Annotated in this window: 23 protein-coding genes and 1 other RNA gene; 7 read left to right on the top strand and 17 right to left on the bottom strand. The window is 72.8% G+C overall.

Annotated features, from left to right (window positions below):
* Nucleotides 1-46: 46 nt before the first annotated feature.
* Together ACFYON_RS16620 and panB are read left to right on the top strand one after the other, a co-directional pair.
* Complete coding sequence (locus ACFYON_RS16620) at nucleotides 47-1,807, top strand: NAD+ synthase (protein ID WP_354874796.1); 1,761 nt, start codon at nucleotides 47-49, stop codon at nucleotides 1,805-1,807.
* Nucleotides 1,808-1,925: 118 nt separating this feature from the next.
* Nucleotides 1,926-2,771 carry a 3-methyl-2-oxobutanoate hydroxymethyltransferase gene (gene panB, locus ACFYON_RS16615; RefSeq protein WP_354874798.1) on the top strand — a complete coding sequence of 282 codons (846 nt, stop codon included), beginning with the start codon at nucleotides 1,926-1,928 and terminating at the stop codon, nucleotides 2,769-2,771.
* 45 nt (nucleotides 2,772-2,816) lie between these two features.
* On the opposite strand, the gene npdG is transcribed toward panB, so the two are convergent.
* From npdG to ACFYON_RS16585, 6 genes are all read right to left on the bottom strand, one after another.
* Nucleotides 2,817-3,515 (bottom strand): NADPH-dependent F420 reductase, encoded by a 699-nt coding sequence (npdG, locus tag ACFYON_RS16610; RefSeq protein ID WP_354874800.1) that lies wholly within the window; start codon nucleotides 3,513-3,515, stop codon nucleotides 2,817-2,819.
* A 66-nt stretch (nucleotides 3,516-3,581) separates the two neighbouring features.
* Nucleotides 3,582-5,018, bottom strand: coding sequence for an RNB domain-containing ribonuclease (locus ACFYON_RS16605; protein WP_354874802.1), 1,437 nt, complete (start codon nucleotides 5,016-5,018; stop codon nucleotides 3,582-3,584).
* Between the two features lie 62 nt (nucleotides 5,019-5,080).
* Complete coding sequence (locus ACFYON_RS16600) at nucleotides 5,081-5,806, bottom strand: histone (protein WP_354874804.1); 726 nt, start codon at nucleotides 5,804-5,806, stop codon at nucleotides 5,081-5,083.
* Nucleotides 5,807-5,883: 77 nt separating this feature from the next.
* Nucleotides 5,884-6,087 carry a hypothetical protein gene (locus ACFYON_RS16595; protein WP_018787041.1) on the bottom strand — a complete coding sequence of 68 codons (204 nt, stop codon included), beginning with the start codon at nucleotides 6,085-6,087 and terminating at the stop codon, nucleotides 5,884-5,886.
* Nucleotides 6,088-6,269: 182 nt separating this feature from the next.
* Complete coding sequence (locus ACFYON_RS16590) at nucleotides 6,270-7,232, bottom strand: hypothetical protein (RefSeq protein WP_387320901.1); 963 nt, start codon at nucleotides 7,230-7,232, stop codon at nucleotides 6,270-6,272.
* Nucleotides 7,226-7,549 (bottom strand): PadR family transcriptional regulator, encoded by a 324-nt coding sequence (locus ACFYON_RS16585; protein ID WP_355047272.1) that lies wholly within the window; start codon nucleotides 7,547-7,549, stop codon nucleotides 7,226-7,228. Before ACFYON_RS16585 ends, ACFYON_RS16590 begins: the two co-directional genes overlap by 7 nt.
* Nucleotides 7,550-7,789: 240 nt before the next feature.
* On the opposite strand from ACFYON_RS16585, the gene ACFYON_RS16580 reads away from it, so the two are divergent.
* Nucleotides 7,790-8,161, top strand: coding sequence for a hypothetical protein (locus ACFYON_RS16580; protein WP_354874810.1), 372 nt, complete (start codon nucleotides 7,790-7,792; stop codon nucleotides 8,159-8,161).
* Nucleotides 8,158-8,643 (top strand): roadblock/LC7 domain-containing protein, encoded by a 486-nt coding sequence (locus ACFYON_RS16575; protein ID WP_354874812.1) that lies wholly within the window; start codon nucleotides 8,158-8,160, stop codon nucleotides 8,641-8,643. Before ACFYON_RS16580 ends, ACFYON_RS16575 begins: the two co-directional genes overlap by 4 nt.
* 77 nt (nucleotides 8,644-8,720) lie before the next feature.
* Here ACFYON_RS16575 and ACFYON_RS16570 read toward each other — a convergent pair whose 3' ends face one another.
* The 3 genes from ACFYON_RS16570 to ACFYON_RS16560 form a co-directional block, all read right to left on the bottom strand.
* Complete coding sequence (locus tag ACFYON_RS16570; RefSeq protein ID WP_354874814.1) at nucleotides 8,721-9,680, bottom strand: threonine/serine dehydratase; 960 nt, start codon at nucleotides 9,678-9,680, stop codon at nucleotides 8,721-8,723.
* 146 nt (nucleotides 9,681-9,826) lie between these two features.
* Nucleotides 9,827-10,351, bottom strand: coding sequence for a hypothetical protein (locus ACFYON_RS16565; RefSeq protein WP_354874816.1), 525 nt, complete (start codon nucleotides 10,349-10,351; stop codon nucleotides 9,827-9,829).
* 99 nt (nucleotides 10,352-10,450) lie between these two features.
* Nucleotides 10,451-11,236 carry a maleylpyruvate isomerase family mycothiol-dependent enzyme gene (locus ACFYON_RS16560; protein WP_357708907.1) on the bottom strand — a complete coding sequence of 262 codons (786 nt, stop codon included), beginning with the start codon at nucleotides 11,234-11,236 and terminating at the stop codon, nucleotides 10,451-10,453.
* Between the two features lie 139 nt (nucleotides 11,237-11,375).
* Between ACFYON_RS16560 and ACFYON_RS16555 the strand changes: the two genes are divergently transcribed.
* A complete protein-coding gene (locus ACFYON_RS16555) occupies nucleotides 11,376-12,158 on the top strand; it encodes a transposase family protein (RefSeq protein WP_355047483.1) in 783 nt (260 codons plus the stop codon).
* A 214-nt stretch (nucleotides 12,159-12,372) separates the two neighbouring features.
* Here ACFYON_RS16555 and rnpB read toward each other — a convergent pair.
* Nucleotides 12,373-12,781: RNase P RNA component class A (rnpB, locus tag ACFYON_RS16550), an RNA gene on the bottom strand.
* Nucleotides 12,782-12,965: 184 nt separating this feature from the next.
* Here rnpB and ACFYON_RS16545 point away from each other — a divergent pair.
* The gene (locus ACFYON_RS16545) at nucleotides 12,966-13,727 is read left to right on the top strand and encodes a sulfite exporter TauE/SafE family protein (RefSeq protein ID WP_354872160.1); all 762 of its coding nucleotides are present in this window, start codon (nucleotides 12,966-12,968) and stop codon (nucleotides 13,725-13,727) included.
* A 288-nt stretch (nucleotides 13,728-14,015) separates the two neighbouring features.
* Here the strand turns inward: ACFYON_RS16545 and mctP are convergent, their stop codons facing one another.
* From mctP to ACFYON_RS16510, 7 genes are all read right to left on the bottom strand, one after another.
* Nucleotides 14,016-15,668 carry a monocarboxylate uptake permease MctP gene (gene mctP / locus ACFYON_RS16540; RefSeq protein ID WP_387320898.1) on the bottom strand — a complete coding sequence of 551 codons (1,653 nt, stop codon included), beginning with the start codon at nucleotides 15,666-15,668 and terminating at the stop codon, nucleotides 14,016-14,018.
* Complete coding sequence (locus ACFYON_RS16535) at nucleotides 15,668-15,910, bottom strand: DUF3311 domain-containing protein (RefSeq protein ID WP_354872165.1); 243 nt, start codon at nucleotides 15,908-15,910, stop codon at nucleotides 15,668-15,670. Before ACFYON_RS16535 ends, mctP begins: the two co-directional genes overlap by 1 nt.
* A 125-nt stretch (nucleotides 15,911-16,035) precedes the next feature.
* Nucleotides 16,036-17,181 (bottom strand): bifunctional RNase H/acid phosphatase, encoded by a 1,146-nt coding sequence (locus ACFYON_RS16530; protein WP_355015181.1) that lies wholly within the window; start codon nucleotides 17,179-17,181, stop codon nucleotides 16,036-16,038.
* A 5-nt stretch (nucleotides 17,182-17,186) separates the two neighbouring features.
* Entirely contained in the window at nucleotides 17,187-17,924 is a 738-nt protein-coding gene (locus ACFYON_RS16525; RefSeq protein WP_355015180.1) for a C4-type zinc ribbon domain-containing protein, read from the bottom strand.
* A complete protein-coding gene (locus tag ACFYON_RS16520; protein ID WP_355015179.1) occupies nucleotides 17,914-18,771 on the bottom strand; it encodes a Nif3-like dinuclear metal center hexameric protein in 858 nt (285 codons plus the stop codon). Before ACFYON_RS16520 ends, ACFYON_RS16525 begins: the two co-directional genes overlap by 11 nt.
* An 89-nt stretch (nucleotides 18,772-18,860) precedes the next feature.
* Nucleotides 18,861-19,442 carry a flavoprotein gene (locus tag ACFYON_RS16515; protein WP_355015178.1) on the bottom strand — a complete coding sequence of 194 codons (582 nt, stop codon included), beginning with the start codon at nucleotides 19,440-19,442 and terminating at the stop codon, nucleotides 18,861-18,863.
* Nucleotides 19,439-20,668 (bottom strand): helix-turn-helix domain-containing protein, encoded by a 1,230-nt coding sequence (locus ACFYON_RS16510; RefSeq protein WP_354872178.1) that lies wholly within the window; start codon nucleotides 20,666-20,668, stop codon nucleotides 19,439-19,441. Before ACFYON_RS16510 ends, ACFYON_RS16515 begins: the two co-directional genes overlap by 4 nt.
* A 242-nt stretch (nucleotides 20,669-20,910) precedes the next feature.
* Between ACFYON_RS16510 and ACFYON_RS16505 the strand changes: the two genes are divergently transcribed.
* Nucleotides 20,911-21,582, top strand: a complete 672-nt coding sequence (locus tag ACFYON_RS16505) for a bifunctional DNA primase/polymerase (protein WP_354872180.1) — start codon at nucleotides 20,911-20,913, stop codon at nucleotides 21,580-21,582.
* The last annotated feature ends 246 nt before the right edge of the window (nucleotides 21,583-21,828 follow it).

Raw genomic sequence — 21,828 nt, 5'->3', positions numbered from 1 at the left:
CGCGACCTGTCGGACCCGGCCCGGACGGCTGGGGGAAGATGGAGACATGCCCACCCTGCGTCTCGCCCTGTGCCAGGTCAACCCGACGGTAGGCGACCTCGCCGGCAACGCCGGCCTGGTCCGCACGTGGACCCGCCGGGCCGCCGACGCCGGCGCCCAGCTCGTCCTGTTCCCCGAGCTGATGCTCACCGGTTACCCGGTCGAGGACCTGGTGTTCCGGCGTTCGTTCGTGGCCGCGTCCCGGGCCGCGTTGCACCGGCTCGCCGCCGACCTGGCCGCCGACGGTCTCGGTGACCTGCCGGTCGTGGTCGGCTACCTGGACGCGGACGGGCCCCCGCAGGTCAGTTCCGACGCCGAGCCGGGCCGGGGCGCCCGCAACGCGGCGGCGGTGCTGCACCGGGGCGAGGTGGTGGCCACCTACTTCAAGCACCACCTGCCCAACTACGGCGTCTTCGACGAGGACCGCTACTTCGTCCCCGGCGACACGCTCACGGTGGTGCGCGTCGGCGGCGTGGACGTGGCACTGACCATCTGCGAGGACCTGTGGCAGGCCGGCGGCCCGTTCGCGGTGGCCCGGCAGGCCGGCGTCGGGCTGGTGCTGAGCATCAACGGCTCGCCGTACGAGCTGAACAAGGACGACGTACGGCTGCCGCTGGTCGGCCGGCGTGCCGCCGAGGCCGGGGCCGCCGTCGCGTACGTGAACATGGTCGGCGGCCAGGACGAGCTGGTCTACGACGGCGACTCGATGGTCGTCGCCGCGGACGGCACGCTGCTGGCCCGGGCGCCGCAGTTCGTCGAGCACCTGCTGGTGCACGATCTGGAGCTGCCGGCGGCGGCCGGCGCGCCGGGCGGCACCGGTGAACTGAGCGACGGCATGCGCGTGGCCCGCCACGAGATCCCGGCGATCCCGGCCGCGCCGTCCGGCCCGGCCGCCGACGGCGGCATCATCGAGCCGGTCGCCGACGAGGCCGAGGTGTGGCACGCGCTGGTGCTGGGCCTGCGCGACTACGTCGACAAGAACCGCTTCCCCTCTGTGGTGCTCGGCCTGTCCGGCGGCATCGACTCCGCGGTGGCGGCCGCGATCGCCGTGGACGCGGTGGGCCCGGAGCGGGTCGTCGGCGTCTCGATGCCCAGTCAGCACTCCTCCGAGCACTCCCGCACCGACGCCGAGGACCTGGCGAAGCGCACCGGCCTGGACTACCGGGTCGAGCCGATCCAGCCGATGGTGGACACGTTCCTGGCGAACATGTCGCTGTCCGGGGTGGCGGTGGAGAACCTGCAGGCCCGGGTGCGCGGCGTGATCCTGATGGCGCTGTCGAACCAGGAGGGCCACCTGGTGCTCACCACCGGCAACAAGAGCGAGCTGGCGGTGGGTTACTCGACGCTGTACGGCGATTCGGTGGGCGGCTACAACCCGGTCAAGGACGTCTGGAAGACGCTGGTGTGGCGGCTGGCGAAGTGGCGCAACGCGGACGCGGCCCGGCGCGGGCAGACCCCGCCGATCCCGGAGAACTCGATCGGCAAGCCGCCCTCGGCCGAGCTGAGCCCCGGCCAGCTCGACAGCGACACGCTGCCCGACTACGACGTGCTCGACCCGATCCTGATCGGCTACGTCGACGGCGACCTGGGCCGCGACGGCCTGGTCGAGTCCGGCCACGACCCGGCGGTGGTGGACAAGGTGCTGCGGATGGTGGATACCGCCGAGTACAAGCGGCGGCAGTCGGCGCCCGGCACCAAGATCTCCATGAAGGCGTTCGGGCGGGACCGGCGGCTGCCGATCACCAACCGGTGGCGCGAGGACGGCTGACCGCTGCCCGGCCGGGGAGTGACATCCTCCACTGCGACCTGCCCGCGGCCCGTCGCCCGGTGCGACGATCGCGGGGAACCCGGGGACCGCGTGCGCGGCCTCGAGGAAGGAGATTGTCATGGTGGAGTCCACCCCGGCCGAGGTGACCGCCCTCTACGGCGGGCCGGCCACGCGGCGGGTACGCACCCGTGACCTGATCGCCGCCAAGGAGCGCGGCGAGCGGTGGGCGATGCTGACCTCGTACGACCAGTACACGGCCTCGATCTTCGACCAGGCGGGAATCCCAGTGCTGCTGGTCGGCGACTCGGCGGCGAACAACGTCTTCGGCTACGAGACCACGCTGCCGGTGACCGCCGAGGAGCTGCTGCCGCTGGTCCGCGCCGTGGTACGGGCCACGAAGCACTCGCTGGTCGTCGGCGATCTGCCGTTCGGCTCGTACGAGGAGGGCCCGGCGCAGGCGCTGCGCACCGCCGTGCGGTTCATGAAGGAGGGCGGCTGCCACGCGGTGAAGCTGGAGGGCGGGCGGCGCTGCGCCGCCCAGATCGAGGCGATCACCGGCGCGGGCATCCCGGTGATGGCGCACGTCGGCTTCACGCCGCAGAGCGAGCACACGCTCGGCGGCTACCGGGTGCAGGGCCGGGGCGAGGCCGCCGAGGAGGTGCTCGCCGACGCGCGTGCGGTGGTCGAGGCGGGCGCGTTCGCGGTGGTGCTGGAGATGGTGCCGGGCGAGGTGGCCAAGCGGGTCACCGCCGAGTCGCCCATCCCCACCGTCGGCATCGGGGCCGGCCCGGACACCGACGGGCAGGTGCTGGTCTGGCAGGACATGGCCGGATTGCGCACCGGCCGGGCGCCGCGCTTCGTCAAGCGCTACGCCGACCTGGCCGGCGCGCTCACCGACGCCACCCGCCGGTTCGCCGACGAGGTACGCGGCGGCGAGTTCCCCGCCGCGGAGCACACCTTCTGATGCGGGTGCGGCGAGGGCCGGCGCCGGCCGGCCCTCGCCGCGCTCTCAGAGGTCGGTGACGCGGATGCCGGCGTGCGCCTTGTAGCGCTTGTTGATCGCGATCAGGTTGGCCGTGAACGCCTCGATCTGGTGGGCGTTACGCAGCCGTCCGGCGTAGATGCCCCGCATGCCGGGGATCCGCGCGGCCAGCGCGCCGACCACGCCCACCAGTTCCCGGTCCTCGGTGCAGATCAGCACGTCCAGGTCGATCCGGTCGATCTCCGGGTCGGCCAGCAGCGGAGCGCTGACGTGGTTGAACGCGGCGCAGACCCGGGACTCGGGCAGCAGCGCGGCGGCCTGCTGCACGGCGCTGCCCTCGGCGACGGTGAGCGCGTACGGACCCTGCTTGTCGAAGCCGAGCGGGTTGACGCAGTCCACCACGATCTTGCCGGCCAGCGGTTCGGTGAGCGCGGCGACGGTGGCCGCGTGCCCGTCCCACGGCACCGCCACGATCACCACGTCACTGCGCCGGGCCACGTCCTCGTTGTCGCCGCCGGAGACGACGGCACCCTCCGGTACGCCGGGCAGGGCGGCGATCTCGGCGGCGGCCCGGGTGGCCCGCTCCGCGGTGCGGGAGCCGATCAGCACCGTCTGCCCGGCCCGGGCGAACCGGTAGGCGAGCCCTCGTCCCTGGTCGCCGGTGCCACCGATGATGCCGACGGTCAGCCCGGAGACGTCGGGCAGCGTGGTCGCGTCGTAAGCCATGGGCTCATCCTCGCAAAGCGCGACGGCGTGCGGTGCATCCCGATGCTGTGACAATGGCCGCGCTGGTCACGCCCGTTCGAAGGCGACCCGGCGCTGGGCCGCGTCGGCGACCGTGAGCCGTACCCGGACGCGTTCGCCGAGCGGCAGCTCTCCGGTGCAACGGGCCCGCACCGGCGGTTCGTCCAGCGCGATCGTGCCGCCGGGCTGACGGCCGGGCCGTCCGTCGCCCGCCGGGCGCGGTTCGTCCACGTCGAGCACCGCCGCCTCGAACGTCTCCCCCACCCGGTGCGCGAGCAGCACCGCCTCGGCCAGTTCCACGGCGCCCCGGCTGGCAGCGCCGGCGGTCCGGTCGGTCGTGGCCATCACCTCGGGCAGCTTCGGCAGCGCGGCCCGGACCTGCTCGGGCACCTCCCGGCCCTCGTGCAGCGCCAGGCAGACCTCGGTGGCGTACCGGTCGGCCAGCCGCCGCAGCGGCGCCGTGACGTGCGCGTACGCGGCGGCCACCCCGCCGTGCTCGGGCTGCTCGGGCACCTCCCCGTCGAACGCGGTGTACGCCGCGCCGCGCATCAGCTCGGCGGCCTGGTCGACGAAGGCGGCCACCCGGGGCTGGGAGGTGTCCAGCCCGTCGAGCACCTGACCCACGGGTGTGCCGTCCGGCCAGGGCACGCCGAGCGGACCGGCGGCCAGCCGCAGCCGCTCGACCGCCTCCGGGCGGGGGCCGGGCATGGTGCGCAGCAGACCGATCCGGCCGGCCAGCATGATGTCCGCGGCGGCCATCCCGGTCAGCAGCGAGATCTGGGCGTTGTGCTCCTCCATCGGGCCGGGGCCGCGCAGCACCAGCCGCCACCCGTCGCCGTCGGGCTCGACGTCCTGCTCCGGCAGCGGCAGGTTGATCGCGCCGCGGCTCAGGCCACGGGCGGTGAGCAGCGCCCCGATCTCGGGCAGCAGGGCGATCGGCTCGGGCAACCGGCCGGCGTCGGCGTCGCGCTGCACGCCGCCGTAGTCGAGCTTGGCCCGGCTGCGCACCAGCGCCCGCTCCAGGGTGGCCGCGACGGTGCCGCCATCGGCGTCCAGGTCGACGGTCCAGAGCACGGCGGCCCGGTCGGCGTCCGGCAGCAGGCTGGCCGCCCCCTCGCTGAGCGTGTGCGGGTGCAGCGGCACGTTGCCGTCGGGCAGGTAGACCGTCTGCCCGCGCCGCCACGTCTCGGCCTCCAGCTCACCGCCGAGGCGTACGTGGGTCAGGACGTCGGCTATCGCGTACCGGACGCGGTAGCCGCCGCCGGGACGGCGGGTGAGGTGCATGGCCTGGTCGAGGTCGCGCGAGGTCGCCGGGTCGACGGTGACGAACGGGATGTCGGTCCGGTCGGGGACGGCGGGCGGCGGCGCGGCGGCGGCCAGGTCGGCCTCGCGCTGCGCCGCGGCCGGGAAGCTCTCGGGCAGTCCCAGCTCGCGGCGCAGCGCGCCGAAGTCGATACGGGGCGCCAGTACGCGTCGGATCAGCACGCGGTCAATCCTGACAGCGCCCCGCACGTTCCGCCCCTCGGGAGGGAGCGGTGTCCGCGGCGTCAGGCGCGGCGGGCCGGCGCCTTACGTGCGGTGGTGCTCTTGGCGGCGGTGCTCTTGCGGGCCGGCGCCTTCTTCGCGGCGGTGGTCTTCGCCGTGGTGGTGGTCTTGCGCGCCGTGGTGGTCTTGCGCGCGGGCGCCTTCTTCGCCGCCGCCTTGCGCGCCGTGGGACGCGTCGAGGCGGTCGTCGTCTTCGCCGGCGCCTTCTTCGCCGCGGTGGTCTTCTTGGCGGCGGTGGTCTTCTTCGCCGCCGAGGTGACCTTGCGCGCGCCGGTGGTCTTCTTGGCCGCCGTGGTCTTCTTCGCCGTCGTCGTCTTGCGGGCCGGCGCCTTCTTCGCGGTGGCAGTGGTGCGGGCCGTCGTGCTCTTCCGGGCCGCCGTGGTCTTCTTCGCCGCCGTCGTCTTCTTCGCCGTGGCCTTCTTCGCGGTGGCCTTCTTGGCCGGCGCGCTCTTGGCGGTGGCCCGGCCGGCCGGCGCCGTCCGCGCCGCGGTCTTCTTCGCCGTCGTCCTGCTGGTGGTGGCCTTGGTGGCCGGCGCCTTGCGGGCTGCCGCCACGACCTTCCGGGCGGCCGCCTTCTTGGCCGCCGCCTTCTTCGCCGGTGTCCGCCCGGCGCCGGCGCCCGAGGCGTTCGGCGACGCCTTGGTGACCGTGGTCGACCTGCCCGCGGTGGTCCTCTTCGCGGTCGTCCGTTTCGCGGCCGGGCGGGTGGCCTGCTGTGCTTCGGCCATCTCGGTTCCCTTTCCTGGGGACGTGCTCTCGCCCTCGCGGAGCACGGATCACCTCGACGCGGGCCCTCCCGCGCCGTCTAGCGGCCCTCCCCGGCCCAACGGGCGTCCTCGGCGTCCCACGCGTCGTTCCGCTCCCGCACCGTCTGCAGGGCGTTGTCCGCGTCGGCGGCTGAGGCGTACGGTCCGAGAACGTGCCGTGCGGGGCACACGTCGGCATCGGTCTCGACCCGGTGGTGTCGCGTGCACCAGTAGTAGTGCCCACCACTTCCGTCGTCGCTCATGCGATCACTGTGCACCGCGAACCGCCCGTCCGCCACCGGAACGGCGCAAATAGTCACCGTTCTCCACATTAGACCTGGTCGGGGCGGTTGCGACGGGGAACGACGCAGGACCGGCGGATCGACGCCGAGCCAGCCGGCACTACGAGCGGACCGGCCGGGCGCTGAGCTGGAACGCCTGACCCTCAGGCGGGCGCCGGGACAGGCTCCGGGCCGGGCACGGCCGCCGTCGGCCGGGCCGCCGCGATCGCGTACGCCAGGACATAGGGCGTGCACGCCAGGTAGAACTGCGGCTCGACCCCCAGGCGGTCGGTGATCCGGAACCGTTCCCACTCGGTCGGCTGGGGCAGCCCGAACGACGAGTCGGTCCAGCAGGTCAACAGCCAGAGCGGCGCGGAGATCCGGTCCACCGCGTCCGGCGGCAGGCCGTCCGCCACGGGTGCGGTGGCCGGGATCGAGGCGACCACCGCGAGCACCACCGCCGCGTCGGCCGCCACCAGCGCGCCGAGCAGCCCGGCCAGCCACGCGGCCCGGACCCGGCCCCGGCGCGCCAGCGCCCCGGCGGCCCAGAGCGCCGGGACCAGCAGCGCCAGCCAGAGCAGCAGCCCTGGTGCGCTCTCCCAGACGCGGCTCTCGCCCCGGCCGGCGAACAGCGCCAGCGTCGCGGTCGCCGTCGCGGCGATCGGCAGCACCACGCCGAGCGCGGTGGGCAGCGCCCCCACGCGCACGGTCCGGCGCGCGGCCCGGGCGACGACGAGCGCGAGCGCCCCGCCCAGCAGCGCGGTGAGCGCCGACCAGACCCGCAACTGCGCGGCGGTGGCCCACGGCACGCGCATCTCCAGCCACGCGTGGGCCACGCCCATCACCGCGGCTGCGGCCGCGAGGACCGCGACGCAGGCCGGCGGCGCGAGCAGCAACACCCCAGCGGTACGCCCCAGCCGCCGCGACCCGGCCCGGCCGGCGAGTGGCGTGGCCGCCCGGCTGACCGCAAGGCTCCCGGCGAACCGGAGCATCCCCCACCGCCGCCCGGTCCGGGCCAGCTCGTGCAGCTCGGCGGCCCATTCCCGGGCCAGGTCGGCGCGCAGCTCCACCGGCCAGCGCCACACCGCGACCCGCAGCAGGACGGCGGCCACCCCCCGGGTCACCATGCCGGTGCCCCGGCCGGGTCCACGCCGGCACGTTCCACGGGCACGAGCGAACGCAGCTCGGCCAGCGCCAGCCGGGCCGACCGCGTGCCCTCGCCGGTGAGGCGGTAGTAGCGGCGGGCCGGGCGGCCGGCGGCGACCGGGTCGACGTCCTCCCAGTCGGCGGCGAGCCAGCCGGCCGCCTGGAGGCGGTGCAGCACCGGGTAGAGCGTCCCGCTGGGCAGGCCGGTGAGCCGCATCAGGTCGAGGCCGTAGCGCGGGGCCTCGGGCTCGGCGAGCAGCGCCGAGAGCACCTTCGCCACCGGAATGGTCAGTCGCACGGGCACACTCTATCGGAACTCTACATAGGGAGGGCGCACCGTCGTAGCAGGACAAACGGTGATCGACAATGGGACGCCGTGTCCCCTTTGGCGGGACCGGTGGCCGGTCCGGCGGTGCCCGCTCAGGTGGATCACCGGTGGCCCGGGTGCACCGCGCGGCTCCATATGCGAGCCTCGACGGACCGAACCCGCTGTCCGCCCGCTTCCGGCGGACAGCGGCCCGAGTTGGGGAGAAAAAACGTGAGCAACCTTGACATCGCGCTGAAGAACGCGATGAACATCGACGGCGCGATCGGTGCCGCGCTCGTCGACTACACAAGCGGCATGACGCTCGGCGTCGCCGGGGGCACCGGCGAGATCGACCTGACCGTCGCCGCCGCCGGCAACACCGACGTCGTACGCGCCAAGCTGCGCACCATCGAGATGCTCAAGCTCGACGACGAGATCGAGGACATCCTGATCACGCTCGGCAGCCAGTACCACCTGATCCGCCCGCTGAGCGCCCGCACCGGCAAGGGCCTGTTCCTCTACCTGATGGTGAGCAAGAGCCGGGCCAACCTCGCGATGGCGCGGCACCAACTGCGTGCGATCGAGGAGAGCCTGGAGCTGTGAGCCGGGTGGACGACCTCCCCCGCCGTTCGCGCGCCCAGGCCGGCACGCTGCCGCCACCACGCGCGCTCCCGCCCTCGCTGTCCGGCAACCCGGCGCTGCCGTACCCGGCAATCGGCCAGGAGCTGTCCGCGCTGCGGTTGCAGATCCCCGGCGTGCACGGCTGCGTCCTCGGCGGCGTCGACGGCCTACTCGTCACGCACAACCTGCAGAACGGCGCCGACCCGGACGACCTGGCCGCGCTCGCCGCCACCACGTACGGACTCGGCCGCCAGGTCGGGCTCCGGCTCGGACAGGGCGACTTCCAGCAGTCCACGGTGCGCAACGCGGGCGGCTACCTCAGCGTGTACGCGATCAACGGCCAGGCCCTGCTCGCCGTGGTCGGCACGGACAGCATCAACGTGGCGCGGCTGCACCTGCACGCCCCGGCCACCGCGGCCCGGCTCGCCGAGCTGCTCGACGGCGTCACCCCGGCCACGTCCTGACGTACGCCGGTCGTCTCGGTTCCACCCGTCCGGACCGAGGCGGCCGGCGTACCCCCGGCTTCTGTCGCTCGTGGTGGTCAGAGGCCGAAGCGGCCCGCCCACGCGGTCACGTCTGCCACAGTGGCGTTGCCGCCGCAGACCACAAGGCCCAGCCGGACGTCGCCGCCCACCCGCTCGACCACCCGGCGGGCGGCGGGCAGCAGGCACCCGGCGGCCGGCTCGGCCCACGCCTTGGCGTGCTCGGCCAACTCCAGCGTGCCCCGCACGGCCTCGGCGTCGGAGACCACGAGGACGTCGCTCACCAGAGCCGTCACGTGCTCGTAGGTGAGCTGCGAGACGCTCGGCGCGCTGAGCGTGGTGACGATCGACGACAGCGGCACCTCGACCGGGCCGCCCTTCGCCAACGCCTGCGACATCGCCTCCGCACCCTCGGTCTCCACGCCCCAGACGCGTACCCCCGGCCGCCGCGCCCGCAGCGCCGCCGCCACACCCGAGATCAGCGCGCCCCCGCCGATGCTGACCAGCACGTCGGTCAGCTCACCGGCGTCGTCGGCCAGCTCCAGCCCCACAGTGCCCTGCCCGGCCAGCACGATCGGGTCGTCGAACGGGTGCAGCAGTGTCACGCCCTCGTCGCGCAACCGGTTCATCAGCGCGAACGCGCCGGCCATGTCCTCGGTCAGCCGGACGTCCGCACCGGCCGCCCGGGCCACCTCGACCGCACGGACGGGCGCGCTACGGGGCATCACCACTGTCGCCGCCACCCCTAGCGCGCCGGCCATCACCGCGACCGCGATGCCGTGGTTGCCGCCGCTGACCGCGACCACCCCCGCCGCCCGCTCCGCGTCGTCGAGCGCGAGCAGCTTCGCCGCCGCACCACGGGCCTTGAACGATCCGGTACGTTGCAGCAGCTCCAGCTTGGCGGTGACAGGCACGCCGAGCAGTTCAGACAGTCCCGGGCTGGACAGGGTCGGGGTGTGGACGACGACGTCGGCGATCCGGTCGGCGGCCGCCTGGATGTCCGCAAGTTCGATCACCATCGCAGCGTCCCACAGATCCTTCAGTGCGGCGTTCGTCGTGGGCGAACTCCCCGTATCTACGCCAAGGTCTCTCCCAACGCGGCGAAGATGCCGCAGGCCCTCCTCGGAGGGCGCCATGAGGAATTCCCGGCACGTCGAGTCTGCCGTTATCCAGCCGAGGCACCGAACCGCTGGACAACGAGGATCAGGGCGAGCCCCAGCAAGCAGGCCAAGACGATTCCACCACCGATTACGACGGCTCTCGAATTCGAGGTGTTGTACGAGGCTGCCAGGTCGTCGCCTGCGTAGGAATCGCCGTACACCATGCCGCTGACAACCGGGGAGTCATCACCGGCCTCGACGGAGCTGTTCGTCTGATCTCCCCCGCCCAGCCTGCCCTCATGCACCATCGACAGCGCCCTGGCCTCTTCGATCAACTCCCTCAGCTCGGCCTCGAAATCCGGGTAGTCGTCGGCCAGGAAACCGATGGCGGCAGCCAGATCGCCCTGCTTCCGCGTACTCCGTGGGGCATCCTCCCAGTTCTCGTATATCTCGCTGCTGTCCACATCCATGAGCTGGGAATGAACCCGCGCACGCAACTTCTCGGCCGCCTCCTGAAGCCCGGCGCCCGCGGTGCCACCCGTTGCCGCAACCAGGACACGGACAGCCGCTCTGCCAAGTTCCTCGTCCATGACGTCCGAGTGTCAGTCACTTTCCACAAGCGCGAACCAACCGATCGGCCCCGCTCCACGTCGGAAATCCGACAAGGCCAACAGCATGTCCTCGGGTGGTCATACGGAGGGGTCCCAGTCGGCGAGCTGATCGAAGATCCGACGGTCGCCTGCGAACTGCAGCGAATCGAGCGGTATGCGGCCGTAGAAGAACAGCACCAGGTCACTTGCCGTGCCCCGGGCGGAGACGTCGGCCGTTTCGGGATCCCCGCCGGCAGCGGGCGTGAGGCGGGCGACCTGTGCGCCGTCGCGGGAGAGCCGAAGGCGCCAGGAGCGGCCCTCGACGGCGTGGTAGTCGACGACGGCGGGGGCGTGCGGCCAGGCGACGGTGGTTGCGCAGAGGGTGAACTGGCAGTCGTCGAAGCCGTCCAGGGCGACCTCTTCCGGTAACGGCTGCGGGGCGCCCACGGTGAGCTGGGCGTCATAGGTGTGCACCGCGATCTCGGAAACCTGTCGTCGCGCCCAGGCACCAGAGGTCTGCGGCGACGGCGAGTCGTCCCACCACGTCCAGCACCTGCGATCCGGGCCGGCCTCACGCAGCACGCTCGTCAGTAGGTCGATGGACTCGGTCCACCAGGCCAGCAGCGCCTCGCGTTCCAGAGGCGCACCCGTGCCGTCGTCCCAGGCCGACTTCTCCGGGGGTGCGTCCGCGGGCCCGGCGGCGACGACGGCGGCCGATTTGCGGCGGGCCATGCCGACGTGTTGGACGAGATCGAACAGGGTCCGGCCGGGATGGGTCGGAACCTGCATGTCGAGACCGGGTGCCGCGGCGACGGCAGCACGGAAGGCGGCAGACCGTTCGCTGATCAGCCGCAGATGATCAGCGAACGTGAGACTTTGATCCACGCGGCTTTCTATCAGTGAGCCATTTTCATCGTGACGGTGCAGGTCACGGGCGGTGCGGGAGGCCGGTGTCCATGTAGGACGAGGCTCCCGGTAAGACAGCAATCGACCAAGATCAGATGCCCCAACCGGGAGCCTCGCTGTGCTGTCTTACCCTGCCGCGATTCCGTTGTCCACCCGCAGCCTGAACCACCTCGCCGCCCTCATCCGAACCCGCCGCCAGCAGCAACGGTCCCGATGGCGACGCCTCGACCCCGGCCGGCAAGCCCTGCTCGCCCTGGCCCACCTGCGCAACGGCGACACCCTGACCCGCCTGGCCGCCGGATTCGAGATCGGCGTCACGACGGCCTGGCGTTATGTCCGCGAGGCCATCGACCTGCTCGCCGCGACCGCCGACGACCTGGCCACGGCCATGACCAGGATCCGGCTACTCGCCTACGCAATCCTCGACGGCACCCTGATCCCGATCGACCGGGTCGCCAACCAGAAGCCGTACTACTGCGGAAAGCACAAGCGTCACGGAGTGAACGTGCAGGTCATCGCCGACGCGGCCGGGCGTCTCGTCTGGGCCTCGACCGCGCTGCCCGGCTCGACGCACGACCTGACCGCCGCCCGCACCCACGGCATCATCGACGCCCTGACCAACGCCGAAGTGATGACCTTCGCGGACAAGGGCTATCAAGGCGCCCACGGCAGCGTGCGCACCCCGTTCAAACGGCGCCGCTTCCGGCCGAAGCTGTCACGCCGGCAGAAGGCCGTCAACCAGGCCCACGCGAAAATCCGCGCCCGAGGCGAACGCGCGATCGCCACCCTCAAGACCTGGAAGATCCTGACCAAGCTGCGCTGCTGCCCACACCGAGCGACCGCGATCGTGCAGGCCATCCTCGTCCTGCACCACGTCGAAGCCGACCGCTACGCAGGATGAAAATCGCTCAGTGGTCTCCGACGACCGGACAGCGATTTTCGTTGTAGCCGTCCTGCCATGGCCAGATGGACACCAGCGGACGACCTCGATGCCCCCACCGTGCCGGGACCGAGGAACTGCTCGACCTCCTTCCTGCGGTGCGGCGCGCCGAGGAGGAACGACCGGCTGAGGTAGCGCATGCTCGGCGGCTATCCCGCAGTGTCTGGGTGGGCGACGGACGAGTCGACCTGTACGCCGGATTCTGTGCCCGGCACGCCCGAAGGCGCACCGGCGGCGGCCATCCATCTCGGCCTGCCGTTGCCGGCAGGCTCCAGCGGCCTACCCGCAGACATCGGGCGGGCAGCCCTCAAGCGTCTGCGCGGGTCGTCATCTTGCGGTGACGACCCTTTCTTGGCCTTGCTCCGGGTGGGGTTTACCGAGCCACCCCGGTCACCCGGGGTGCTGGTGGGCTCTTACCCCACCGTTTCACCCTTACCGTCCCGTAACGGGCCGGCGGTCTGTTTTCTGTGGCACTGTCCCGCGGGTCACCCCGGGTTGCCGTTAGCAACCACCCTGCCCTGTGGAGTCCGGACGTTCCTCGGCGACGGGCCGGAGCCCGTCGACGCGACCGCCCGGTCGACTCGTCCGTCGCGCCCTCATCCTAACGACGCACCCGCCGCGCCCATTTCCGCCCCGGCCCGCCCGAGCAGGAACCGCCCGAGCAGGAACCGGCCAGCGCAGACACAAGCCAAGCCGGGCAAGACCACATCCGGGACGAGCAAGGCCAGCGCGGCGACCGGGCCGGCGCCGTACTAGCCTCGGGGAACCATGGATCTCTCCGACGCCGCGCTCCTGCTCGCCGCCGGTCTCGCCGCGGGCACTGTGAACGCGGTGGCCGGTGGTGGCTCGCTGATCACGTTCCCGGCGCTGATCGCCACCGGGCTGCCGCCGGTGGCGGCGAACGTCTCCAACTCGGTGTCGGTCTTCCCCGGATACGTGGCGAGCGTGGCGGGCAGCCGGGTTGATCTGCCGCGCGGGCGGGAGCTGCGGTCGCTGCTGCCCACCGCCGTACTCGGCACGATCGCCGGGTGCGCGCTGCTGCTGGCCACCCCGGCCCGCGCGTTCGAACTGGTGGTGCCGTTCCTGGTGCTCGGTGCCACCGCCGTGCTCGCGTTCCAGGGTCCGCTGCGCCGGCTGGTCGGCCATCCGGAACTGCTGGGCGCGCGCCGCCGTACCGTCACGGTGCAGACCATGGTCGCGCTCGGCACCGTGTACGGCGGCTACTTCGGCGCGGCCCTCGGAGTGATGCTCGTGGCCGGGCTGGCGCTGGTGCTGGACGCGACGCTGGCCCGGGTGTCCGCGGTGAAGAACCTGCTCTCCGCGGTGGTGGGGCTGACCACGCTCATCGTGTTCGCCCTGTTCGGCCCGGTGAACTGGGCGGCGGTCGCGGTGGTCGCGCCGGCCACCCTGTTCGGCGGGTACGCGGGCGCGCGGCTGGCCCGCCGGCTGCCGCAGGTGGTGTTGAAGACGGTGATCGTGGTGTTCGGCACGGCCATCGGGTTCTACCTGCTGTGGCGGGCGCTGACCTGACGCCGCCGGGCCGGATCAGGGCCGCGGCCGATCAGTAGGCCTCCCCACCGGCTCTCCGGTGCGTGCTCGGCGCGGCGGGCGGACCGGTTCCAGATGGCCCGTTCGCCGTATCCGCCCGCCATCAGATGACCGAACGCGAGGTAGGCGATCATGCCGGCGGCGAGCACCCCGAAGCCGACGGTCTGCACGGCGCCGACGTGTCGGCGCTCGACGCGCGCAACCGCCGCCGCTGAGGTGCGAGGAGGGGTCCCTTATTATGCAGAATGCGTTAATAAGGGACCCCTCCTTTCATGCGACCGGTTCCGGTGCGGAGTCGGCGCGATCGGCGGTGGCCGTGACGCGCGGGTCGCCCTCGTCGGCGAAGTAGTCGTCCGGCGTGGTGCCGTCCGGCCCGTCGGCCACCTTCGCGGCGCGCAGCACCAGCGTGAGCAGCGCGGCCACCACCAGGTTCACCAGCACCGCCACGATGCCGACGTAGATCGTCTTCGGGGTGTCGAAGCCGAACTTCTCCAGCGGGAACGCCGACCCGGCGAAGTGCTTCTTGCCGGTCGCCGGGTTGCCGATCTGGTAGAGCATCCACATGCCCAGGCCCATGCCGGCCGCCCAGCCGGCGATCAGCGCACCCCTGTGGAACCAGCGGGTGTAGAGGCCCAGCGCCACCGCCGGCAGCGTCTGGAGGATGATCACGCCGCCGATGAGCTGGAGGTCGATGGAGAACTGCGGGTCGAGGAAGACGATGCAGGCCACCGCGCCGACCTTCACCACCAGCGAAGTGATCTTCGAGACGTTCGCCTCCTGCGCCGGGGTGGCGTCCCGCTTCAGGTACTCCTTGTAGATGTTGCGGGTGAACAGGTTCGCCGCCGCGATCGACATGATCGCCGCGGGCACCAGGGCGCCGATGCCGATGGCCGCGTACGCCACTCCGGCGAACCAGTCCGGGAACTGCTGGTCGAACAGCAGCGGCACCACCGTGTTGCCGTCCACGCTGCCGGCCTTGGCGCCGGGCAGCGGCTTCACGTTCGCCGCGATGGCCATGTAGCCGAGCAGCGCGATCAACCCCAACAGCAGGCTGTACGCGGGCAGCGCGGACATGTTCCGCTTGATCACGTCGCGGTTCCGGCTGGCGAGCACACCGGTGATGCTGTGCGGGTAGAGGAACAGCGCCAGCGCCGAGCCGAATGCCAGCGTCACGTACTGGATCTGGTTGTTGTCGTTGAGCAGGATGCCGTCGCCGGGCGCCGGTGACGCCTGGAACTTCGCGTCGGCGGCGTCGAAGATGGCTCCCCAGCCGCCGAGCTTGTACGGCAGCCAGATCACCGCGACCAGGATCACGATGTAGATCAGCGAGTCCTTGACGAACGCGATCAGCGCCGGCGCGCGCAGCCCGGACTGGTACGTGTACGCGGCCAGGATCGCGAACGCGATGATGATCGGCAGGTGCCGGGCCACCGCGCTGTCCCCGGTGACGCCCATGGTCTTGAGCACCGCCTCGATGCCGACCAGTTGCAGCGCGATGTACGGCATGGTGGCGACGATGCCGGTGATCGCGATCAGCAGCGCCAGGACCGGCGAGCCGAAGCGGTTGCGGACGAAGTCGGCCGGCGTGACGAAGCCGTGCCGGTGCGAGACCGACCAGAGCCGGCACAGCACCAGGAACACCAGCGGGTAGATGACGATCGTGTACGGCACCGCGAAGAAGCCCGCCGCGCCGGCCCCGAAGATCAGCGCCGGCACCGCCACGAACGTGTACGCGGTGTAGAGGTCACCGCCGACCAGGAACCAGGTGATCCAGCCGCCGAAGCTGCGCCCGCCCAGTCCCCACTCGTCCAGGTGGGCCATGTCGGTCGGCCTGCGCCACCGGGCGGCCACGAAGCCCATGGCGCTGACCACCAGGAACAGCAGGGTGAACACGATGATCTCGGTGAGGTGGTCCCGCCACATCAGTGGTCACCCCGCTTCTTGGTCATCTGGTAGACCAGCGTGGTGGTGCAGACGCCGAGCAGGATCCAGGCCAGTTGCAGCCAGTAGAAGCGCGGGAACCCGAACAGCCGGGGCGAGTCGGCGTTGAACAGCGCCGGGATCAGCGGCACCACGATCGGGATGAAGAGCAACCAGTTCCAGGGACTCTTGTCCTTCGCCCTGGATCGCGCCGTGTCGAGCGCCTCCGGTTCCGGTGCGGACATGTGACACCCTCCGGGCATTCGTAGCGGGCCTGTGACGGCCGGAGGCTACGACCCTGTGACAGGGGTCACGTTCGATCGGGCGATGTCGATGCGCTGAACGGCCGTCGGCATGCGCCGAACGGCCGTCAGACGTCCGTGAGGTGAGAGGTGTCGTTCACCGAGCGGACCGCGACGCCGCCGTCCGGGTACAGGTCCAGTACCGAGATGCCGGCGGTGTCCAGGTAGAGCCGGTGCAGGAACGCGTCGCTCGCGGCGAGCGCGTCGCGCAGCACCAGCTTGATCGGCGAGACGTGGGAGACCACCACCACCGTCTCCCCCGGGTACGCCGAACGCAGCCGGTCGACAGCCCGCCCGGTCCGCTCGGCGACTGTCACGAACGACTCGCCCTTCGGCGGCGCGACGGCCGTGGAGACGAGCCAGGCGTCCAGTTCGGCCGCCCAGCCCTCGCGTACCTCGGCGAACGTGTGCCCCTCCCAGGCACCGAAGTCGCACTCGATCAGGTCGTCGTCGGTGCGTACCGGAGGGTTTCCGACCTGCGCGGCGACCGCCTCGGCGGTGGCCGTACACCGGGACAGCGGGGAACTGACCACCGCCGCGACGGACGGCGCCAGCGCGGCCACCCGGGCGGCGCTGGCCCGGGCCTGGGCCCGGCCCCGCTCGGTGAGCGGCACGTCGCCCCGGCCGGAGTAGCGCTTCTGCACGGTGCGCTCGGTCTCGCCGTGCCGCACCAGGATCAGCCGGGTGGCCTCCTCGGTCGGGCGCGGCTCCCAGGAGGCGGGCGTGGTGGCCGGGTCGGTGCCGGTGGCCCGCACGACAGTCGCCGCCCGCGCCTCGGCCTTCGCTTCCGGTGCGGCGCCGGAGGCGGCGGCGTCCATGGCCGTGTTGGCCAGGGCGTCGGCGTGCCGGTTGCGCTCCCGAGGGATCCAGGTGAACCGGACGGCGGTGAAGCGTCCGACCAGCCCGGCGGCCTGGGCGGCGAGCGGGCGCAGCCCGGGGTGCTTGATCTGCCAGCGGCCGCACATCTGCTCGACCACCAGTTTGGAGTCCATCCGCGCCTCGACCTCGGCCGCGCCCAGCTCGGCGGCGGCCTCCAGCCCGGCGATCAGGCCCCGGTACTCGGCCACGTTGTTCGTCGCCGTGCCGATCGACTCCGATCGTTCGGCCAGCACCTCGCCGGTCTCCGGATCCCGGACCACGGCGCCGTAGCCGGCCGGGCCGGGATTGCCCCGGGAGCCGCCGTCGGCCTCGATCACGACCGCGCGCACCGCCACGGCGGCTACAGTCCCGACTCGTTGGTCCGGACCATGATCCGCCGGCAGTCCTCGCAGCGGACCACGTCGTCCGGGTCGGCCTTGCGGATGCGGGCCAGGTCGGCGCCGGACAGCTCCAGCCGGCAGCCGCCGCAGCGGCCCGCAGTGAGCAGGGCGGCGCCCAGGCCGGTGTCCGCACGGATCTTGTCGTACAGGACGACCAGGTCCGCCGGGAGGTCACCGGCGAGCGGCTGGCGGGCGGTGCGCTTGAACTCCTCCTCCTTGGTGATCTCGGCCAGGGTCTCGTCGCGGCGCTGCTCGGTCGCGGCGCGGCGCTCCCGGGTCTCGGTGAGCCGGCTCTCCACGCCGTCGAGCACACCCTGCGCGGTCTCCCGCTGCTCCATCAGCTCCAGCTCGGCGTCCTCCAGCTCGCTCTGCCGGCGGTTCAGCGAGACCAGCTCGTGCTGGAGCGCCTCCAGCTCCCGCGCCGGGCCGCCGCCCGCGGCCAGCCGGGCCTCGTCCTTGCTCTTGCGCGCCCGCACCTGGTCGACGTCCTTCTCGATCCGGGCGATGTCCCGGTCCAGGTCGTCGACCGCCACCTGGGCGCGGACCCGCTCGTCCTCCAGCGCGGACAGCTCACGCGCCAGCGCCTCCAGCTCGGCGCGCTCCGGCAGGGTGCGGCGGCGGTGCGCGAGCTGGACCAGGGCGGTGTCGATCGCCTGCAGGTCGAGCAGGCGGCGCTGCACCTTCGGGTCAGCCTTCACGTCGGGGCTCCTTGTCGTCCGGCCGGGGCGCGGCGGCGTGCACGGTCCACGGGTCGGTGTCCAGGTCGGACACCACGGTCTCGACGTCCAGCTCGGCGGCCAGGTAGGCGGCCAGGTCGTCCAGCCAGGGTCGCTCCGTCGCCCAGTGGGCGGCGTCCAGCAGCGCCGGGCCGCCCGCGGCGAGGTGTTCCCCGGCCGGGTGGTGGCGCAGGTCCGCGGTGAGGAACGCGTCCACCCCGGCCGCGGTCGCCTCGGTCAGGAAGCCGTCCCCCGAGCCGCCGCTGACGGCGAGGGTACGAACCATACGCCCGGGATCCCCGGCGGCGCGAACTCCCCAGGCGGTGACCGGGAGCACCGCGGCGGCCAGCCGGGTCAGCTCGGCCAGCGTCATCGGGACAGGCAGCTCGCCGACGCGGCCGATGCCCCGGCCGGGCCCGGCGGCGGGCGAGCCGGGGCGGGGCGGGTGCAGCGGGCGCAGCCCGGTCAGCCCGAACCGCGCGGCGAGCGCGTCGGACACCCCCGGATCGGCCACGTCGGCGTTCGTGTGCGCCACGTGCAGCGCGACGTCCGCCTTGATCAACCGGTGCACGATCCGGCCCTTGTACGTGGTGGCGGCCACCGAGGAGACGCCGCGCAGCAGCAGCGGATGGTGCGCGACGATCATGTCCGCGCCGGCGGCGAGCGCCTCGTCCACGGTCTCCGGGACCACGTCCACCACGCAGGCGACCCGGCGCACCGGGTTGGCGGGCTCCCCCAGCACCAGGCCGACCCGATCCCACTCCTCGGCCCAGGCGGGCGGATAACGGCGGTCCATGGCGGCCACCACATCGGCGACGGTTGTGCTCACGGGCGGCCAGCTTACCGGCGTCCGCGCCGGCACACGCCGGCCGCCGCCGAGCGTGGTTCCTGGGCGTGCCCGGGAACCACGCTCACCGCTCAGGCGACCGGCGCGACCGGCCGGTCCGCGCCGCGCAGGGCGGTCAGACCGGCGTCCCAGGGGAAGGCGTCCGCGCGCCGTTCCCCCGTGCCGGGCGGATGCAGGCGTACGACGTGGTCGCCGAAGACCACCCGGACGCCCCACTGCGCGAGCCGGTCGAGGCTGGCCCGGAACGCCGGATGCGCCGCCATCGCCTCGTTCGTGTACGGGACGGCCGCGATCGGCACCCCCATCCCCTGCGCCTCGATCAGCAGGCCGAGCGCCAGGGTGTCGGTGATGCCGACCGCCCACTTGTTGATCGTGTTGACGGTCGCCGGGCACACCAGCATGGCGTCGGCCGGGGGCAGCACGTCCGGGTCACCCGGGTTCTTGTAGTGCGTACGGACCGGATGGCCGGTCTGCCGGGCCAGCGCCGTCCGGTCGACGAACCTCGCGCCGTCCGGCGTGGTGACCACGCAGACCGTCCAGCCCTCCCGCTGCGCGAGGTCGACCAGCCGGCCGACGTGACGGGCCAGCGGCGAACCGCAGGCGATGACGTAGAGCACGCGCCGGTGCCCGCCGGCGATGTTCGGATCGCTCATACTCCGACTCCCATGTGCTCAGCCAACTCCGCGATCGGCGGAGGCGGCGCACCACGTGTGCGACGGAGAATCTCGGACATCAGTTCGTGCGCGATCGGGCGGCACCGGATCTCCGACGGCGCGAGCCGGTCGCCGCGCAGCAGCATGTCCCCCGCGTTGGCGACGTCACCGATCTGGGAGTAGCCCCGGGCCAGGTCGAGCAGGTGGTGCGCGCGCCGTTCCGGCAGCAACGCGTTGAACGCGGGCACGGACAGCCGCATGTGCGTCTCCACCGCCCGGCCGCCGTCGCCCAACTCGACCGCCGCCGCCGCGCGGTGCAGCTCCAGGTTCGTCGGGCCGAACGAGGTCCAGTAGTGGTTGTGGTCGCCGCCGAGCATGGTGGCCGCCTCGCCGGCGCCCGCGAGCAGGTCGTCCACCGTCGCCGAGTCGCCGATCCGGGCGGCGGCCATCGCGCCCTGCAGGAGCAGCAGGCCGTACACGGAGAGTCGTTCCGGTGCGACGTCGTTCTCGCCGCCGGGCGCGAGCCGGCCCGCGATGCGGACGTTGAGCTCCAGCGCCGGCCGGGGGCGGCCCATCGCGACGAGCGCGTTGCAGACCCTCGTGGTGGCGATGCCGGCCAGCAGCGGGTCGTCGGCCCGCTGGGCCACCGCCATCGACCGGTCGGCGGCGAGCCAGGCGAGTTCGCACTCGCCGAGCTTGCGCAGCACCGAGGAGGCGATCTGGTAGACCTGCCCGAGCAGGTGGGCGGCCTCGCGCACCTGGTCGTCACCGGCGTAGCCGGCGTCCGCCGCCTGGGCGTCGCGCAGCAGCTTGGGCAGCGCGCGGGTGAGCATGCCGTACCGGCCGTACTGGTAGGTGAGCCAGGCGTGGTTCACGGCCTTGCGCATGTCGGCGAGCGGCGGGGGGCAGGGCGCCGCGTCGAAGTAGGCGCTCATCGAGTCGTACCGCTCCAGGGCGGTCCGGATCTCCTCCACCTCGACCTGGTCGATGCAGTTGAGCGCGTCGGTACGCCGTTCCGGGTCCCTGCCGTGCAGCAGTTGCACGTCGATCTGGAGGATGTCGGCGATCTCGTAGAGCACGGAGAACTTGTCCAGCCGGCGGACGCCGCGCTCCACCTTGTCCACCCAGCTCTTCGACTTGCCGAGCCGGTCGGCGAAGACCTGCTGGGACATCTTGCGGCGACTCCGCCAGTACGCCACGCGCCGGCCTGTGGGCAGTTCGTCCATCCCCGCTCCCCTCCCCCTCACGGTGCCGGCCGGTCCCCTCACGTCCCACAGGTTGCGCCGATCGCACAGGTTGTGCGTCCACCGTGCAGCCAGTTCTCGTAGCTTTCGTGCAAGTTGCACCGGCCGTTCGTCAGCACAACGAGCGGGGGTTACGGCAGTGACGGCTCTCGACGTATGGCTTGTGGACGGTGCGGCGGGCCCATCGTGTGGACGGTCCGGCGGGACCAGAGGGGACGGCAGACATGTGGAGGAACGTCCGACCGCGCGTCGCTCACCTCTCGCCGCTGGAGCGGGTCCGGCTGCGCCGGGTCGCGGTGCGGTACGCGCTGCACCACTGGCCGGTCACCCCCGGCGCCTGCCTCGCGAACAGCCGGTTCGTCTGCGGCCGGCCCGGCTGTCCCACAGTGGGCTGCCACCCGGCGCTCGAGGACTGGGAGCACGCCGCCAGCGCCGATCCGGCCCGGGTGGCCGCCTGGTGGCGTAGCCGCCCGCACGGCATCCTGCTGCCCACCGGGCACGCGTTCGACGTCCTGGAGGTCGCCGCCCACCTGGGCCGGCAGGTGCTGGACGCGGTCGCCACCCATCCCGCCGGCTTCGGCGTACGCGGGCCGGCGCTGGTCACCCCGACCGGCCGCTGGATGTTCCTGGTACGCCCCGGCGACCCGCTGCGGCCCGAGTTGGAGCACTGCTTCCACGTGGTACGCCACGGACCCGGCTCGTGGATCCCCGCCCCGCCGACCCGGCTCCCCGAGGGGACGGTGCGCTGGGCGGTCGCGCCGGAACAGGCCCATTGGCAGCTACCCGACTCCTACCTGGTGCAGAACGCGCTGATCGCCGCGTTACGCGCGGCCGGCGTCACGTTCGGCACGGAGCCGCTGCCCGGCCACCTGCCGCTGCCCCGCCGTGGCCGTTGACCTCGGCGGAGGCGGCCCCCGCCTCGGACGGGCGCCCGACAGCGACCTCCCCGGCACCGGACTCGTTGTTCCTGCCGAGGGCGCGTGTGCGCCAGAGCGGGGGTTTGACCATGTCCAGGGACGACGCTGCCCGCCACACCGGCGGTACCGAGCCGGCGCGGCCCCGCCGCCGGCATCCGTGGGCCTTCACCCGCCCTCTGGGCGCCCGCCCCGGCCGCCCCCGCCCGACGGGCTCCCGCCCCGCCA

The organism is Micromonospora sp. NPDC005686 (assembly GCF_042871665.1).
Lineage (GTDB): Bacteria > Actinomycetota > Actinomycetes > Mycobacteriales > Micromonosporaceae > Micromonospora.
Note: the sequence above shows the minus strand (reverse complement) of the source record. Positions and strands in the feature narration are given on the sequence as shown.

Excerpts from the sequence above, each read along its gene's own strand:
- ACFYON_RS16505 (WP_354872180.1), top strand. The coding sequence starts at position 20,911 with ATGTGGAGGAACGTCCGACCGCGCGTCGCTCACCTCTCGCCGCTGGAG.
- panB (WP_354874798.1), top strand. The coding sequence starts at position 1,926 with ATGGTGGAGTCCACCCCGGCCGAGGTGACCGCCCTCTACGGCGGGCCG.
- ACFYON_RS16595 (WP_018787041.1), bottom strand. The coding sequence starts at position 6,087 with ATGAGCGACGACGGAAGTGGTGGGCACTACTACTGGTGCACGCGACAC.
- ACFYON_RS16545 (WP_354872160.1), top strand. The coding sequence starts at position 12,966 with ATGGATCTCTCCGACGCCGCGCTCCTGCTCGCCGCCGGTCTCGCCGCG.
- ACFYON_RS16510 (WP_354872178.1), bottom strand. The coding sequence starts at position 20,668 with ATGGACGAACTGCCCACAGGCCGGCGCGTGGCGTACTGGCGGAGTCGC.
- npdG (WP_354874800.1), bottom strand. The coding sequence starts at position 3,515 with ATGGCTTACGACGCGACCACGCTGCCCGACGTCTCCGGGCTGACCGTC.
- ACFYON_RS16600 (WP_354874804.1), bottom strand. The coding sequence starts at position 5,806 with ATGGCCGAAGCACAGCAGGCCACCCGCCCGGCCGCGAAACGGACGACC.
- ACFYON_RS16620 (WP_354874796.1), top strand. The coding sequence starts at position 47 with ATGCCCACCCTGCGTCTCGCCCTGTGCCAGGTCAACCCGACGGTAGGC.
- mctP (WP_387320898.1), bottom strand. The coding sequence starts at position 15,668 with ATGTGGCGGGACCACCTCACCGAGATCATCGTGTTCACCCTGCTGTTC.
- ACFYON_RS16565 (WP_354874816.1), bottom strand. The coding sequence starts at position 10,351 with ATGGACGAGGAACTTGGCAGAGCGGCTGTCCGTGTCCTGGTTGCGGCA.
- ACFYON_RS16590 (WP_387320901.1), bottom strand. The coding sequence starts at position 7,232 with ATGGTGACCCGGGGGGTGGCCGCCGTCCTGCTGCGGGTCGCGGTGTGG.
- ACFYON_RS16515 (WP_355015178.1), bottom strand. The coding sequence starts at position 19,442 with ATGAGCGATCCGAACATCGCCGGCGGGCACCGGCGCGTGCTCTACGTC.
- ACFYON_RS16570 (WP_354874814.1), bottom strand. The coding sequence starts at position 9,680 with ATGGTGATCGAACTTGCGGACATCCAGGCGGCCGCCGACCGGATCGCC.
- ACFYON_RS16535 (WP_354872165.1), bottom strand. The coding sequence starts at position 15,910 with ATGTCCGCACCGGAACCGGAGGCGCTCGACACGGCGCGATCCAGGGCG.